The sequence below is a fragment of the Pseudoroseicyclus aestuarii genome (genome assembly GCF_003217255.1).
In the GTDB taxonomy this organism is placed as follows: Bacteria; Pseudomonadota; Alphaproteobacteria; order Rhodobacterales; family Rhodobacteraceae; genus Pseudoroseicyclus; species Pseudoroseicyclus aestuarii.
On record NZ_QJTE01000001.1, the window covers coordinates 87559 to 101760 of the forward strand.

Consider the following 14202-nt stretch of genomic DNA (forward strand, 5'->3'; position numbering starts at 1 on the left):
AGGAAAAGGGCCGGCAGATGCCGGCCCTTTGTGGTTTCTGCCCGGAAGCTGGCCTATTCGGCCAGCATCGGGTCGGGATCGCGCACGCCCTTCTGCGCGCCCATCCGCAGCACGGTGAAGCCGATGACGCCCGAGATCAGCGATCCGGTCAGCACGCCGATGCGCACCTCGTTCATATGCTCGAGCGAGGTGAAGCTGAGCCCGCCGATGAAGAGCGACATGGTGAAGCCGATACCCGCAAGGCAGGCGACGCCGTAAAGCTGCAGCCAGCTCGCCTGTTCCGGCAGGCGCGCGATGCCGCTTTTCACCATCAGGAAGCAGATGCCCATGACACCGACCATCTTGCCCACGACGAGGCCGGCGGCGATGCCCAGGGGCAGCGGCGAGAGCAGGTCCGTGAGCGACATGCCGGCAAAGACGACGCCCGCGTTGGCGAAGGCGAAGAGCGGGATGATGCCGTAGTTCACGTAGCTGACCAGCCCATGCTCGAGGCTGTGCAGCGGCGAGGCGCCGTAGCGGTCCTTGAGCGGGATGCAGAGCGCGGTGATCACGCCGGCGAGCGTCGCATGCACACCCGATTCTAGCACCAAGACCCAGAGGACGAGGCCCAGGAACAGCGTCGGCGCCACGCGGTGCGTGCCGCGCAGGTTCAGAAGGATCATCAGCCCCAGCGGAATGAGCGCGGCGAAGAGGAAGTTCACCTGCAGATCGGCCGTGTAGAAGAGCGCGATGATGATGATCGCCCCGAGATCGTCGAGGATCGCCAGCGTCAGCAGGAAGACCTTGAGCGAGGGCGGCGCCTTGCTGCCGATGAGCGCGAGGATGCCCAGGGCGAAGGCGATGTCGGTCGCCGCCGGGATCGCCCAGCCGCGGATCGTCTCGGGATCGCCCCAGTTCAGGGCGGCGAAGATGATGGCCGGCAGGGCCATGCCGCCGATCGCCGCGCCGCCGGGCAGCAGCACGTTGCGCGGGTTGCGCAGGCGGCCCTCCAGCAGCTCTCGCTTCAGTTCGAGGCCGATCAGGAAGAAGAAGATCGCCATCAGGCCGTCGTTGATCCACAGCAGCACCGGCTTCTCGATGCCGACGCCGTTGATCGTCACGCCGAAGTAGGCGTCGAGCACGCCGTTATAGGCCGGGGCCAGCGCGGAGTTCGCGACGACGAGGGCCAGGGCGGCGAAGATCATCAGCAGGATGCCGCCGAAAGCCTCGTGTTTTATGAAACGCTCGAACATCGTTCTGGGCGCGGCCATTCAAATCTCCTCAACGGTGTCTGGGCCCGGTCCGCGCGAGGCGGGCCGGGATGATGAAGTTCCGGACCGACCTATAGGACATGCGCCAATCATCAAGATAGCGCGACCGGATCTGGCGATTCCGTGAACGTTCTGGAGCAGCCGGCGAATTGCACCTTTTTTGGCTCTGTCCCGTCCTGCGCGGGGCGCTATGATGCGGCCCATGTCGATCTGGTCCCGCATTGCAGACGCCGTCTCCGCCCTCGCCCGGGGTGAGGGGCTGTCGGCGCTGTTCGACCGCCTGCGCGCCCCGCCCGAACGGTCCGTCGCCTTCACCATCGCGGTGATCGCCCTGGGCGCGAAGATGGCCAAGGCCGATGGCGTCGTCTCCCGCGCCGAGGTCACTGCCTTTCGCGAGGTCTTCACCATCCCGCCCGGCGAAGAGGCCAATGCCGCGCGGGTCTTCAACCTCGCGCGGCAGGACATCGCGGGGTTCGAGGATTACGCCCGGCGCATCGCCTCGATGTTCGGCACCGACCGCAGGCCGCTGCACGACCTGCTGGAGGGGCTGTTCCACGTCGCCATGGCCGATGGCGGCTACCACCCGCACGAGGACGTCTTCCTGCGCGAGGTGGCCCGCATCTTCGGCCTGCCGGAGCGGGATTTTGCGCGCCTGCGCGCCCGTTTCGTCCCGGATGCGGAGCCCGATCCCTGGGACGTGCTGGGCGTGGCCCCCGCCGATGGGGTCGAGGCCGCACGGCAGGCCTGGCGCGCCGAGGTCCGCGAATGGCACCCCGACCGCCTTGCCGCGCGGGGCCTGCCGGAAGAGGCGGTGCGCATGGGCGAGAAGCGCCTGATCGCCGTCAACCGCGCCTGGGAGGCGATCGAGGGGGCCCGGGCCGGGGCATGAGCGCCGCGGCGGAGGGCGGGCTGCGCATCGCCACCTGGAACATCGAGCAGTCCTGGGCCCTGTTCCGGCTGGACGGATCGCCGCGCGGCCCCGCGGGGGCTTCCGCGCGCGATGGCGTGACGGTGGGCCAGCAGTCCGAGGCGATCGCCCGCGTGCTGCACCACATGGATGCCGATGCCGTGCTGCTGGTCGAGGCGCCCGACATCGGGCGCCGCCACGACGGTGTCGCCGCGATGACCCGCTTTGCCCGCGATCACGCGCTGCGCTGCCGCGCGGTGCTGGCCGGCTACCGCAGCCACACCCGGCAGGAGATCATGCTGCTCTACGATCCGGACCGCCTGCAGGCGCGCCACGATCCCGGCGGCGCGCCGGGCGAGGCGCCGCGCTTCGACGGGACCGACGAGGCGGGGACCGAATGGTCCAAGCCGCCGCTCGAGGTCACGGTGCAGGGGCAGGGCCGCGTGCTGCGCCTGATCGGGGTTCACGCGAAGTCGAAATGGGCGGGCACGGCAGAAGGTGCGCAGGCGCGGGGCCGTGCCGCGCGCGACAAGCAGCGCGCCCAATTCCGCTGGCTGCGCCGCCGCGTGGACGAATCCCTCGCCCGCGGCGACAGCCTGATCGTCCTCGGCGACCTGAACGACGATCCCGCCCTCGATGCGGAAGAGCGGGCGGCAGGCGGATCCGCCGCCGACATCGTCATCGGCAGCGGCGCGACCCGCCTGCATGATCCCTGCGCCGAGAAGGCGCGGGGCGGCCCGCCCCCCGCGACCGCCTACTGGATGGAGGACGGCCACCGCACCGGCAGGCTGCTGGACTACATCCTTGTCAGCCCCGACCTCGCCCGGGAAGAGCCGCTCTGGCACATCCTCGGGGGCGAGGGGGCAGAGGTCGACGCGGCGCTGCGGGCCGCCTCGGATCACCTGCCGGTGCTGCTCCAGCTGCCGAAGGCCTGACCGGTGAAGGGATCGCGGTCGTGCCGCGGGACCGCGCGCAGCGCCGCGAGATCCACGGCATCGCCCGCGTGGCAGGTCGAAAACTGCGTCTGCCCCGGGGGATAGGCGCCGACAACGGCGAAATCCCGGCTTTGCGACAGGCACCTGTGGCCCGTGCCGGCCGGCAGGATCAGCCCGTCGCCCGGCCGGATCGCGACGCGGTCACCTGCCGCGCCGCCGATCTGCACCTCTGCGGTGCCGGAGGCGCAGACAAGCGCCTCATGCGCGTCGGGATGGAAGTGGTGATAGGTGAAGACGGTCCAGACCCAGGTGCCGCCCCAGCCATTGGCCTCGAGCCTTTGGCGGATCTCCTCGGCATCCCCCTCCAGCGCGCCCGGCACGACCAGCGCCGGCCAGTCGGGGTGGTTGGGAATGCCGCCATTGGCGGGGATGCGGATCTCTTCGATGGGCATGGCGGGTCAGTTAGGGCGGCAGGGCGCGCCGTCATCCTGGCCACCCCCTCTGCGCGCAAGCGCACAAGCCTGGCGCGGAGATTGCCCGTGACCTCGCGGCCCGAGCCTCCATATTCCATAGTGAAAACTGTCACGGAACAAGGAGCGCCCGACATGGCCGCACCCAAGATCGCCGTCATCTTCTATTCCACCTACGGCACGAACCACGGCATCGCCGTCGAAGCCGCCGAGGCTGCCAAGGCCGCCGGCGCCGAGGTCCGCCTGCTCAAGGTCGCCGAGACCGCCCCGCAGGAGGTCATCGACGGGCAGGAGCCCTGGAAGCAGCAGCAGGAGCGGATGTCCGACATCCCCGAGGTGACGCTGGACGACATGGAGTGGGCGGACGGCTACTTCATCTCCGTGCCCACCCGCTTCGGCGTGGCGGCCAGCCAGTTCCGCGTCTTCGTCGATACGCTCGGCCCGCTGTGGCAGACCGGCGCCCTCGCCGGCAAGACGATCACCGCGACCACCAGCGCGCAGAACTTGAACGGCGGGCAGGAGACGACGATCTTCTCGACCTACACGACCGCCATGCACTGGGGCGCGATCATCGTGGCGCCGGGCTATGCCGACGGCGTCAAGTTCGAGGACGGCGGCAACCCCTACGGCTATTCCACCACCCCCGGCCCGCTGGACGAGACCGGCAAGCGCTCGGTCGCCTACCAGTCCAAGCGGCTGGTCGAAACGACGCAGAAGCTGCTGGGCTGATGCTCCAAGGGGGGGCGCCGCCGCCCCCCCTTCGCTGGACAAACCGACCCGCGGGGCTAAGACCAGTCCCGCGGGTCCCCCGCACTGCGCCCGCGCGCAGGGTCGAGGGTTCTGGATGGGCGCGGCCCGCGCCCGGCGCCTGTCTCGACTGAAGGAAATCCACCGTGACCGAAGACGAAAGAACCGCGGCCTCCGCCGGCCGCTGGATCGCCCTTGCCGCCCTGCTGGTCGCGGCCTTCATGAACCTGATCGACGTCACCATCGTCAACGTCGCCCTGCCGACGATGGAAGAAAGCCTCGGCGCTACCGCGAGCCAGATCGAATGGGTGGTGGCGGCCTATGTGCTGACCTTCGCGCTGTGCCTGCTGCCCGCGGGGCGGCTGGGCGACGTCTTCGGGCGGCGGCGGATGTTCCTTGGCGGCGTCATGGTCTTCACCCTCGGCTCGCTGCTCTGCGGCCTCGCGCCGGGGATGTATGCGCTGATCGGTGCGCGCGTGGTGCAGGGCGTGGGTGGCGCGATGATGATGCCGCAGACGCTGGCGATCATCCCGGCGCTCTTCTCGCAGCAGGAGCGCGGCACGGCCTTCGCCCTTTTCGGTGTCGCCACTGGCCTTGCCGCCGTGACCGGCCCCGTGCTCGGCGGGGCGCTGATCGGTGCCGATATCGCCGGGCTCGACTGGCGGCCGATCTTCCTCGTGAACATCCCCGTGGGGGTGCTGGCGATCCTCGCGGCGCTGCGCTTCGTGCCCGCGCTGCCGGGGGAGGCCGACCTCAAGATCGACTTCATCGGCATCGGCCTTGCCGCGCTCGCGCTGCTGCTGATCCTCTTTCCGCTGATCGAGGGGCGCCAGATCGGCTGGCCGCTCTGGTGCTGGGCCATGCTGGTCTGCGCGGCGCCGGCCTTCGCCCTCCTGCGCTGGTGGCTGGCGCGGCAGGCGCGCCTGGGCTGGGCGCAGCTCGTCCCCGAAAGCCTGCTGCGCAATCCCAGCTACATGACCGGCACCGGCCTGACCGTCCTGCTGTTCAGCGGCATGCCCGGCTTCTTTCTGGTCTTCGCCATCGTGCTGCAGACGGGCAACGGCCTGACGCCGCTGCAATCGGGGCTGACGACGCTGCCCTTCCCGATCGGCGTGATGACGGCCTCGGCCATCGCGGGGCGCCTCGGCACCCGGATGCCGCGGCTGCGTGTCTGCCTTGGCGCGCTGGGTCTGTCCTGCGGGATGATCGCTCTGCGCACCGTCTTGCCGGAGATGCCCGGAGAGCTGTCGCGCGCCGCCTTCATCCCGCCGCTGCTGCTGGCCGGCCTCGGCCTCGGCACCGCGATCTCGCCGCTTTTCCAGATCGTGCTGGGCCATGTCGGCGGCGCCAATACCGGCTCGGCCTCCGGCGCGCTGCAGGCCTTCCAGCAGGTCGGTGCCGCGCTGGGCATCGCCGTGATGGGAGAGCTCTTCTTCTCGACCGTCATGCGCCTCGCGCCTCAGGGCGGCGGAGAGGCCCCGGCGGCCTACTCCGACGCGCTCTCGGCGGCGCTATGGTACAATTCGATGGTCTTTCTCGCGCTGGCGCTGCTGGTCTGGCGCCTGCCGCGCCCTGACCTTGGCGGCACCGCCCGCCCCGGCGCCCCAGCTCAGGCCTAGCGCCACCACTGGTCGATGGCGGCGATATCGTCGTCAGACCAGCCGAAGTGATGGGCAAACTCGTGTACCGTCACATGGGCGACCAGGTCGCCAATGGTGGCATCGCCTCGCTCGGCCCATTCGTCCAGGATGGGCCGGCGGAACAGCCAAACGGTATCGGGCCGCTCGGGCATGTCCCAGGCCGATTTCTCGGTCATCGGGATCCCCTCGTAAAGGCCGGTCAGGTCGAAGGCCTCGCCGCCGATCTCCTCCAGCATCTCCTCGCTGGCAAAATCGGCGACACGCAGCGCCACCTCCTGCGCCCGCCCGCGGAAGGCGGCGGGCAGGGCGGCGACGGTGCGGCGGGCGATCTCCTCGATCTCGTCGAGGGTCGGCGCGGTCATGTCGGAAGAGGGGATGTCGATGCGGGCTGTCATGGCCCCGATATGGACAATCGCGGCGCCCTGTGGAAGAGGCGCCGCACAGGAGGTGTCCCGATGACAACCACACGTTTCGCCCCGTCGCCCACCGGCTGGCTGCATATCGGCAACCTGCGCGCCGCGCTGTTCAACTACGCCATCGCGCGCCAGCAGGGCGGCAGCTTCGTGCTGCGCATCGACGACACCGATCAGGAGCGGTCGAAGCCCGAATTCATCGAGGGCATCTTCGAGGACCTGCGTTGGCTCGGCCTCGGCTGGGACCGGGTGGAGCGTCAGTCCGAGCGCATGGCCCGCTACGCCGAGGCGAAGCAGAAGCTCATCGAGATGGGCCGCCTCTACGAATGCTTCGAGACGCCGGCCGAGCTGGATCTGAAGCGGAAGAAGCAGCTGAACATGGGTCGCCCGCCGGTCTACGACCGCGCCGCGCTGTCCCTGAGCGAGGCCGAGAAGGACCGCCTGCGCGCAGAGCGCGGCGCCAGCCACTGGCGCTTCAAGCTGGATCTCGAGCGGATCGAATGGGACGACGGCATCCTCGGCCCGATCTCGATCGACGCGGCCTCGGTCTCGGACCCGGTGCTGATCAAGGATTCGGGGCAGATCCTCTATACCTTCGCCTCCGTCGTCGATGATGGCGAGATGGGCGTGACCGACATCGTGCGCGGATCGGACCACGTGACCAATACCGCGACGCAGATCCAGATCCTGCGCGCGCTGGGCTTCGCGGTGCCGCGCTTCGCCCATCACAGCCTGCTGACCGGCCCGCAGGGCGAGGCGCTGTCGAAGCGCCTCGGCACCCTCTCGCTGCGCGACCTGCGCGGCGCGGGGATCGAGCCCATGGCCATCCTGTCGCTGATGGCGCGCCTCGGCTCCTCCCAGCCGGTGGAGCTGCGCAATGCGGTCGGTGAGGTCGTGGAGGGCTTCGACATCGCCAGCTTCGGCTCCGCCCCGACGAAGTTCGATCCCGATGATCTCGGGCCGCTGACGCATCGCTACCTCGCGCAGCTCCCGCTGGAGGCCGTGCGGGACGAGGTCGCCGCCGCCGGCGTGCCCGAGGCCCGGGCCGAGGCCTTCTGGACCGTGGTGCGAGAGAACGTCGCGACCCGCGCCGAGATCGCGCAGTGGTGGGAGATCCTCTCCACCGGCACCCATGGCCGGGTCGAGCCCGAGGATCGCGACTTCGTCCTGGCGGCGCTGACCGAGCTTGGCGAGCCGCCCTATGCGGAAGACAGCTGGAAGGCCTGGACCGAGGCCGCCAAGGCTTCTTCCGGGCGCAAGGGCCGCGGCCTCTTCCAGCCGCTGCGCCGGGCGGTGACGGGCCGCGACGCCGGCCCCGAGATGGCCCATCTCATGCCGCTCCTGCAGGCAAAGCCGGCCCCCCAGGGCCTCTGACCCCCGCCCCCTTCATGTTTCCTGAAATACTCCGGGGGTGCGGGGGCTGGCCCCCGCTGCCCGGCTAGGGCTCGCGCCGCGCCCCGGCCTCCGGGCCCCGCGCCGGATCGACGATTGGATCCCCGATCGGATCCTTGTGCAGGATCACATCCGCCTGCGGATAGGCCCTGAGCAGGGCCTGCCGCAGCCCCGCGCCGATGTCATGCGCGGCCTTCAGGCTCTGCTCGCCATCCACCTCGATATGCAGGTTCACGAAGATGCGGCTGCCGGCGCGGCGGGTGCGCAGGTCGTGGTAGCCGTGCACCCCGGGGTAGTTGCCCGCGATGCGCTCGATCCCCGCGACGACCTCCGGGTCTGCGGCGCGGTCCATCAGCGCGTCCCAGGCCGCCTTGCCGATCCGCAGCGCACCGCCCAGCATCAGCGCGGCGGCCCCAAGCGCGACGACGGGGTCGATCCAGCCTGCCCCGAACCGGCGCGAGGCCCAGAGCGCGACCAGCGCGCCGCAGGCGGGGATCAGGTCGCCCAAGTAATGCAGGCTGTCGGCAGCCACGACGCGGCTGCCGGTGATCCGCGCCACCCGCCTTTGCCAGATCACCAGCACCAGCGTCAGCACGATCGCCAGCAGCATCACCGCGATGCCGGCCTGCTGCTCCTGCAAAGCCGAGGGGGCGGGCCGCGCGAGGCGCAGCGCCGAGGAGACGCCGATCGCGAGGGCCGAGGCGGCGATGAAGACCGATTGCCCCAGCGCCGCCAGATCCTCGACCGAGCTGTGGCCGAAGGCGTGGTCCTCGTCGGCGGGACGGGCGGCGTAGCGGATCGCCACCAGCGCCCCGAGCGAGACCAGCAGGTCCAGTGCCGAATCGGCCAGCGTCGCCGCGACCGACAGCGATCCGGTGCGCCACAGCGCCCAGAGCTTGGCCAGCACCAGCAGGCTGGCGATGGTGACGGACAGCATCCCGGCCGAGAGGTTCAGCCGGTGATGCCCGCTTGCATGGGGCGAGTCGCTGGGCATCCGCGCGTCCTACCCCCGGATCTCGTCCGCGGCCACGCCCCAGACGTCCGTCTTGGGCGCCCAGCCGCTGTAGCCGCCGGCGGACATCTCGCACCAGTCGAGGGTGCAGTCGCCCAGCCGCGCGATCACGCCGCCTTCCAGCATCGCCTCCTCGCGCGCCTCGGGATCGGGCGCGACCCGCAGCGCTGTGCCGCCCTCGCCCACGATGACGGTGCGCACACCCGAGAGCAGGGCGTAATGGACCCAGCCGCCGACGCCTTCGGAATCGTTGATGCGGCGCCAGTGCCCGTATTCCGCCGTGACCTGCAGCGGCATGTCGCGGCGCAGGAAGACCCAGTCGATCCGGTGGCTCAGCGAGGGGCCGCGCCGCACGTTCCCCTCGTCCGAGGCGAGCGAGACGAAGCGCGGCAGCGGCAGGTTGGTCTCCGGCCCCAGGGCCGGGCCCTCCTCGGCGGCGGGCGCGCCGTCCAGTGTCTCGGGCAGTGTCTCCGGGCGCAGGGGCGGGGCCGGCATGGCCTCGGGCGGCACGGCAGCCGCCTCGTCTTCCTCCGGCGCCGCGGCGCTGTCCTCGGCCGCGGGGCGCGAGGGCGGCCGCAGGTCGAGCGTCTCGAGCGTTTCGGGCGCCGCGGCGAGCGGGGACTGCCATGCCGGCAGGAGGGCCAGCGCCACGAGGATCGGCCATGCGGATCGCGCCATTCTTCGCCTCTTTCCTGCCTGTCTGTCCTGCCGGGCCCTGCCTTCGGGCTGATGGTCCCAGGGCTCTCGTCTTGCCATGCTTCGCGCCCCGGTCACAGCGCCTCCCGGGCGTCAGGTGCCCGGCTGTGGCGGCAGGGCGACGGCTCCCGGCGCGGTCCCGGTGGAACTTGCGAAGGCCTAGAGCGGTTAGATTGTCAAGTCAAAAATGAAACGCTGTTTCAGGAGGGTCCCCATGCTGGGCTGGGCCATCGTCTTTCTCGTCATCGCGCTGATCGCCGGGATCATGGGATTCGGCGGGATCGCATCCGCCACCGCGGGGGTCGCGCAGATCCTCTTCGTGGTCTTCGTCGTCCTCTTCCTCGTCGCTGTCCTCGCACGGGTGCTGAAGGGCCGTCCCCGCGCCTGATGCCGGCGCCCTCAGGGCGCGCCGCATGGACCACGACCTGAAGCGCCGGCCACCTCCTGCTGGCCCACCGCGCCGAAGGCAGCGGGTGCTCCGCGGGGCCTCTGCCGCAGGCAAAGTCGGTTTTGACGCGCGAGAGGTCGGCCCGCTGTCGCGCACAGGGCCGCTTTCGTCGCAGCCTCGGGGCAGGCAGGGCAGGCACGGGGCAGGGTCCGCGGCATGAAAAGGCGCAGGCAATGAAGACACATGTGAGGGCGCTGGTCGTCGGCGGCGGCGCGGTGGGCACCTCGGTCGCCTATCACCTGGCGCGCGCCGGCTGGTCCGACGTGATGCTGCTGGAGCGGGACGAGCTGACCGCCGGCTCCACCTGGCACGCGGCGGGCCTGCTGCCCTATTTCAACATGTCCTATGCCACCACCTGGATCCACGACTACTCGATCAAGTTCTACAAGACGCTCGAGGCCGAGACAGGCCTGAACCCCGGGTTCTCCGTGGTCGGCAACCTGCGCATGGCGCAGTCCTCGGCGCGGATGGACGAGTACCGGCTCTATGCCGCGACTGCCGAGACGGTGGGCGTGCCTTTCGAGTGGCTGACCCCGGCGCAGATCAAGGATCGCTGGCCGCTGGTGAATACCGAGGGGCTGGAGGGCGCGATCTTCCATCCCACCGATGGCTACATCAACCCCGCCGACGTGACGATGGCCATGGCCCGCGGCGCGCGCCAGCGCGGCGTCACGATCGAGCGGCGCTGGCAGGCCGATGCCTACCACTGGACCGGCAGCGCCTGGGAGGTGACGCTGACCAAGATGGTCGAGAAGGGCGGCAACCTCGTCCCTTCGGACGAGCAGGTCGTCGTCACCGCCGAGCATGTCGTCACCGCCACCGGCAACCACGCGCAGCGCACCGCGAAGCTGCTGGGCATCAAGTCCGCCGCGATCCCGGTCGAGCACCAGTTCATCGTGACGGAGCCCGATCCCGCCCTCACCGCCTGGCGCGCCACCAATGGCGAGCATCCCGTGCTGCGCGACGCCGATGCCAAGTGGTACGTCCGCGAAGAGCGCGGCGGCTGGATCCTCGGCCCCTACGAAGAGGGCGCGCCGGCCCGCTTCCAGCACGGCGTGCCCGACAGCTTTCGCGCCGATCTCTTCCCCCTCGACCTCGACCGGATCGAGGAAGAGTACATGAGCATGATCCACCGCATCCCCAGCGCCGAGACGGTGGGGCTGAAGGACGATTTCAACGGCCCTATCTGCTACACGCCCGACGGCAACCCGCTGATCGGTCCGGCGCCGGGGCTGCGCAACATGTGGCTGGCCGAGGGATTCTCCTTCGGGATCACCGCAGCCGGCGGGGCCGGGCATTACCTTGCCCAGATGATGGTCGAGGGCGAGGCCGAGATCGACATGGCGTCGCTGGATCCGCGCCGCTTCGGCGACTGGATCACCACGGACTACACCGCCCGCAAGAACGAAGGGGCCTATTCCCACGTCTTCATCCTGCACCACCCCGACGAGGAGCGGCCCGCCGCACGGCCCCTGCGCACCGCGCCGGCCTATGACCGGCAAAAGGCGCTGGGCGCGCAGTTCGGTTGCGTCAACGGATGGGAACGGCCGAATTACTACGGCCCGCTCGATGCGCCGCAAAGCTTCGATCACGACGCCCGGTCCTTCCGCCGCGGCGGCTGGTGGCCCCATGCCCGGGCCGAGGCGCAGGCCCTGCGCGAGACGGCGGGGCTGATCGACGCCACCGCCTTCGCCAAGCACCGCCTGTCGGGGCTGGGGGCGACTGCCTTCCTCGACTGGTTCACCACCAACCGCCTGCCCAAGGTCGGGCGCATCAGCCTGACCTATGCGCTGACGTTTGCCGGCACGACGCGGACCGAGTTCACGCTGATCCGCACGGCCGAGGACGATTTCACCCTGATTTCGGCCGGCGGCTGGCACGCCTACGACCAGGATTATCTCTACAAGGCGATCATGGAGAAAGAGGCCGCGTTCGGCCGCATCAACGAGGAGGACGTGACCACCAAGTGGGGCGTCTTCGCGCTGGCCGGCCCCCGGTCGCGCGAGATCCTGCAGCGGCTGATCCGCGATCCCGAACCGGCGACTGCGTTGTCGAACGCCCGCTTCCCCTGGCTGTCGGTGCGCAACATTGAGCTGGGGATGGTGCCGGTGCGCGCTGTCCGCGTCGCCTATACCGGCGAATTGGGGTGGGAGCTGCACCACCCGATCGAGATGCAGAACCACCTGTGGGACAAGCTGATGGAGGCGGGCGCCGAGTTCGGGCTGAAGCCCGTGGGCGCGCGGGCGCAGAACTGGCTGCGGCAGGAGAAAAGCTACCGCGCCTTCGGCAGCGACCTGGGGCGCGATGCGACCCCGCTCGAGGGCGGGCTCGACCGCTTCGTGGCGCAGGACAAGGACTTCCTCGGCAAGGAGGCGATGCTGGCCAAGGGGATCCGCAGCCGCTGCGTGACGCTGCTCATCGACGGCCCCGAGGATGCCGATCCCTGGGGCCGCGAGGCGCTGCTGGATGCGGGCGGCGCGCTGGTCGGGCGCCTGACCTCGGGCGGCTATTCGGTGGCCTTCGGCAAGTCCATCGGCATGGGCTACCTGCGCCCGGACCTCGCCGTGCCGGGCACGCGGCTGAAGGTGCGGATGCTGGGCGGCCTCTGGGACGCCGAGGTGACGCAGGACAGCCCCTACGACCCGGCGAACGAGCGTCTGCGCGCCGACGGCTGAGGGCGATCAGGTCCTTGGCGGACTTGGCTCGGGCCAGGCCGTCGCGGCAAAGCATCCGGCCTTGGCATAGTGCAGCTGCACGTAGGCGATGTCGTCGCGCTCCGCGAAGAGCGCCCGCAGCGCCGCGTAGAGCTGCCCGCCCTCGACCACCTCGGGGCCCTGCATCATGTCGGCTTTGTCGAAGGGCCGGAGCGAGATCAGCCGCGCCTGCAAGGGCGCCGGCACCGCACCGACGAAAGGCGCTGCCTGACGCGCGCCCTCGGGCACGTAGATGGCATGGCTGGCGCGGTAGGGCGATTTCGCCGGCTGATGCTCGTGGTTCAGCAGCAGCACCGTCTCGCCCGGCTGCGCCTCCTGCAGGCTGACGTGGCAGGGGATGCGGGATTTAGCCGTGACGCGCATGCGGCGGATGCTGCGCGCTTCGAGCTCGGCCTTGGACAGGGCAAAGAGCGGCGCGAAGGGCTCGGCCGGAAGGGCTTCGATTCGATAGGACATGAGATGGCTCCTGTATGATCTGATCGATCATCGAGCCATTCGAGGCCGCCCGGCGACCCGGTTCCTGCGGATAGCGGCGCGCGCCGTCAGGCGATGATGTCAGGCAGGATGCGGTCCTCAATCTGCGAGATGCGGTCCTTGAGCGCCAGCTTCTTCTTCTTGAGGCGGCGCAGCAGCAGCATGTCGGCCGTGCCCGCCACCTCGAGCGCGTGGATCGCGTGGTCGAGGTCGCGATGCTCGCCCTTCAGGACCTGCAGCTCGACCCGCAGCACCTCGACCTGCTCCATCTTGCTCGACGTGTTCATGTCCGGTCGCCACTCCTCTCGTGTTGCCAAGGGTATAGCCGCGCGGCGGCGGTGCGGATAGCCCCGCGGAAGGCCGCACTTGCGAGGCGGGCGGGCCCGTCCCATATTCATCTCAGAGGCGGTCGCCGAAATCGGGGCCGCCAGCGGACGTCGCTTTTGCAAGGACTGGCGCATGACAAAGCTGACACTGGGGACGCATCCGTTCCTTCTGGGCTTCGACGAGCTTGAAAGGCTGGTGGAGCGGACGGCCAAGGCCTCGGCCGATGGCTATCCCCCCTACAACATCGAGCAGACCTCAGAGGCCTCCTTTCGCATCACGCTCGCCGTTGCGGGCTTTGCCGAAGGCGATCTGTCGCTTACGCTCGAGAACAACCAGCTGACCGTGCGCGGACGGCAGGGCGAGGCGGGGAGGGAGCGTGTCTTCCTGCACCGCGGCATCGCCGCCCGGCAGTTCCAGCGCAGCTTCGTTCTGGCCGATAGCGTCGAGGTGGGCGAGGCCAGCCTCGAGAACGGCCTGCTGCATATCGACCTCGTCCGGCGCGAGCCCGACGCCACCGTGCAGACGATCCGCATCAACAGGAGTTCGACCTCATGAACCATAAATTCGAGATGAACGATGCGGAGGACCGGCTGGTCTACGTCAAGCCGGTTGCGGTCTCGGACCTGCCCGAAGAGGTGCAGGACCAGGCCGGTGATCTGCAGACGCTTTTCGCCGTCCACGACGAAGAGGGGCAGCAGCTGGCCCTCGTCGCGGACCGCGCCCTGGCCTTCGAGCTGGCGCGGCAGCACGACATGCACCCCGTCACGGTGCACTGAG

General features: G+C 69.8%; 16 protein-coding genes. 9 read left to right on the forward strand and 7 right to left on the reverse strand.

Annotated features, from left to right (window positions below):
* Positions 1–53 precede the first annotated feature (53 nt).
* Positions 54–1250, reverse strand: coding sequence for a Na+/H+ antiporter NhaA (gene nhaA, locus DFP88_RS00440; protein ID WP_220032266.1), 1197 nt, complete (start codon positions 1248–1250; stop codon positions 54–56).
* A 202-nt stretch (positions 1251–1452) separates the two neighbouring features.
* Here nhaA and DFP88_RS00445 point away from each other — a divergent pair, with 202 nt between their 5' ends.
* A complete protein-coding gene (locus DFP88_RS00445) occupies positions 1453–2139 on the forward strand; it encodes a molecular chaperone DjiA (protein WP_110812492.1) in 687 nt (228 codons plus the stop codon).
* Positions 2136–3092: an endonuclease/exonuclease/phosphatase family protein gene (locus DFP88_RS00450; protein ID WP_245904611.1), complete on the forward strand. Its 957-nt coding sequence runs from the start codon at positions 2136–2138 to the stop codon at positions 3090–3092. Before DFP88_RS00445 ends, DFP88_RS00450 begins: the two co-directional genes overlap by 4 nt.
* Here the strand turns inward: DFP88_RS00450 and DFP88_RS00455 are convergent.
* On the reverse strand, positions 3056–3544 hold the full coding sequence (locus DFP88_RS00455) for a cupin domain-containing protein (protein ID WP_110812493.1): 489 nt from the start codon (positions 3542–3544) through the stop codon (positions 3056–3058). The genes DFP88_RS00450 and DFP88_RS00455 overlap by 37 nt on opposite strands.
* A 153-nt stretch (positions 3545–3697) precedes the next feature.
* Between DFP88_RS00455 and DFP88_RS00460 the strand changes: the two genes are divergently transcribed.
* Together DFP88_RS00460 and DFP88_RS00465 are read left to right on the forward strand one after the other, a co-directional pair.
* A complete protein-coding gene (locus DFP88_RS00460; RefSeq protein WP_110812494.1) occupies positions 3698–4291 on the forward strand; it encodes an NAD(P)H-dependent oxidoreductase in 594 nt (197 codons plus the stop codon).
* A 164-nt stretch (positions 4292–4455) separates the two neighbouring features.
* Entirely contained in the window at positions 4456–5928 is a 1473-nt protein-coding gene (locus DFP88_RS00465) for an MFS transporter (RefSeq protein WP_245904614.1), read from the forward strand.
* Here the strand turns inward: DFP88_RS00465 and DFP88_RS00470 are convergent.
* Entirely contained in the window at positions 5925–6344 is a 420-nt protein-coding gene (locus DFP88_RS00470; RefSeq protein WP_245904616.1) for a metallopeptidase family protein, read from the reverse strand. The two genes, DFP88_RS00465 and DFP88_RS00470, sit on opposite strands and share 4 nt — an antisense overlap.
* A 60-nt stretch (positions 6345–6404) precedes the next feature.
* Between DFP88_RS00470 and gltX the strand changes: the two genes are divergently transcribed.
* The gene (gene gltX / locus DFP88_RS00475) at positions 6405–7736 is read left to right on the forward strand and encodes a glutamate--tRNA ligase (protein WP_110812495.1); all 1332 of its coding nucleotides are present in this window, start codon (positions 6405–6407) and stop codon (positions 7734–7736) included.
* A 64-nt stretch (positions 7737–7800) separates the two neighbouring features.
* Here the strand turns inward: gltX and DFP88_RS00480 are convergent, their stop codons facing one another.
* Positions 7801–8748: a cation diffusion facilitator family transporter gene (locus DFP88_RS00480; RefSeq protein WP_110812496.1), complete on the reverse strand. Its 948-nt coding sequence runs from the start codon at positions 8746–8748 to the stop codon at positions 7801–7803.
* Positions 8749–8757: 9 nt separating this feature from the next.
* Positions 8758–9261, reverse strand: coding sequence for an SH3 domain-containing protein (locus tag DFP88_RS00485; protein WP_425450806.1), 504 nt, complete (start codon positions 9259–9261; stop codon positions 8758–8760).
* Positions 9262–9676: 415 nt separating this feature from the next.
* On the opposite strand from DFP88_RS00485, the gene DFP88_RS00490 reads away from it, so the two are divergent.
* Both DFP88_RS00490 and DFP88_RS00495 read left to right on the forward strand, forming a co-directional pair.
* The gene (locus tag DFP88_RS00490; protein ID WP_110812498.1) at positions 9677–9850 is read left to right on the forward strand and encodes a DUF1328 domain-containing protein; all 174 of its coding nucleotides are present in this window, start codon (positions 9677–9679) and stop codon (positions 9848–9850) included.
* 233 nt (positions 9851–10083) lie between these two features.
* On the forward strand, positions 10084–12585 hold the full coding sequence (locus DFP88_RS00495) for a GcvT family protein (RefSeq protein WP_110812499.1): 2502 nt from the start codon (positions 10084–10086) through the stop codon (positions 12583–12585).
* Between the two features lie 6 nt (positions 12586–12591).
* Here the strand turns inward: DFP88_RS00495 and DFP88_RS00500 are convergent, their stop codons facing one another.
* The gene (locus tag DFP88_RS00500; protein WP_110812500.1) at positions 12592–13080 is read right to left on the reverse strand and encodes a DUF1203 domain-containing protein; all 489 of its coding nucleotides are present in this window, start codon (positions 13078–13080) and stop codon (positions 12592–12594) included.
* A gap of 86 nt (positions 13081–13166) precedes the next feature.
* Positions 13167–13385, reverse strand: coding sequence for a YdcH family protein (locus DFP88_RS00505; protein ID WP_110812501.1), 219 nt, complete (start codon positions 13383–13385; stop codon positions 13167–13169).
* Between the two features lie 172 nt (positions 13386–13557).
* Between DFP88_RS00505 and DFP88_RS00510 the strand changes: the two genes are divergently transcribed.
* Positions 13558–13980: an Hsp20 family protein gene (locus DFP88_RS00510; protein WP_110812502.1), complete on the forward strand. Its 423-nt coding sequence runs from the start codon at positions 13558–13560 to the stop codon at positions 13978–13980.
* Positions 13977–14201, forward strand: a complete 225-nt coding sequence (locus DFP88_RS00515) for a DUF1150 family protein (protein ID WP_110812503.1) — start codon at positions 13977–13979, stop codon at positions 14199–14201. Before DFP88_RS00510 ends, DFP88_RS00515 begins: the two co-directional genes overlap by 4 nt.
* The last annotated feature ends 1 nt before the right edge of the window (position 14202 follow it).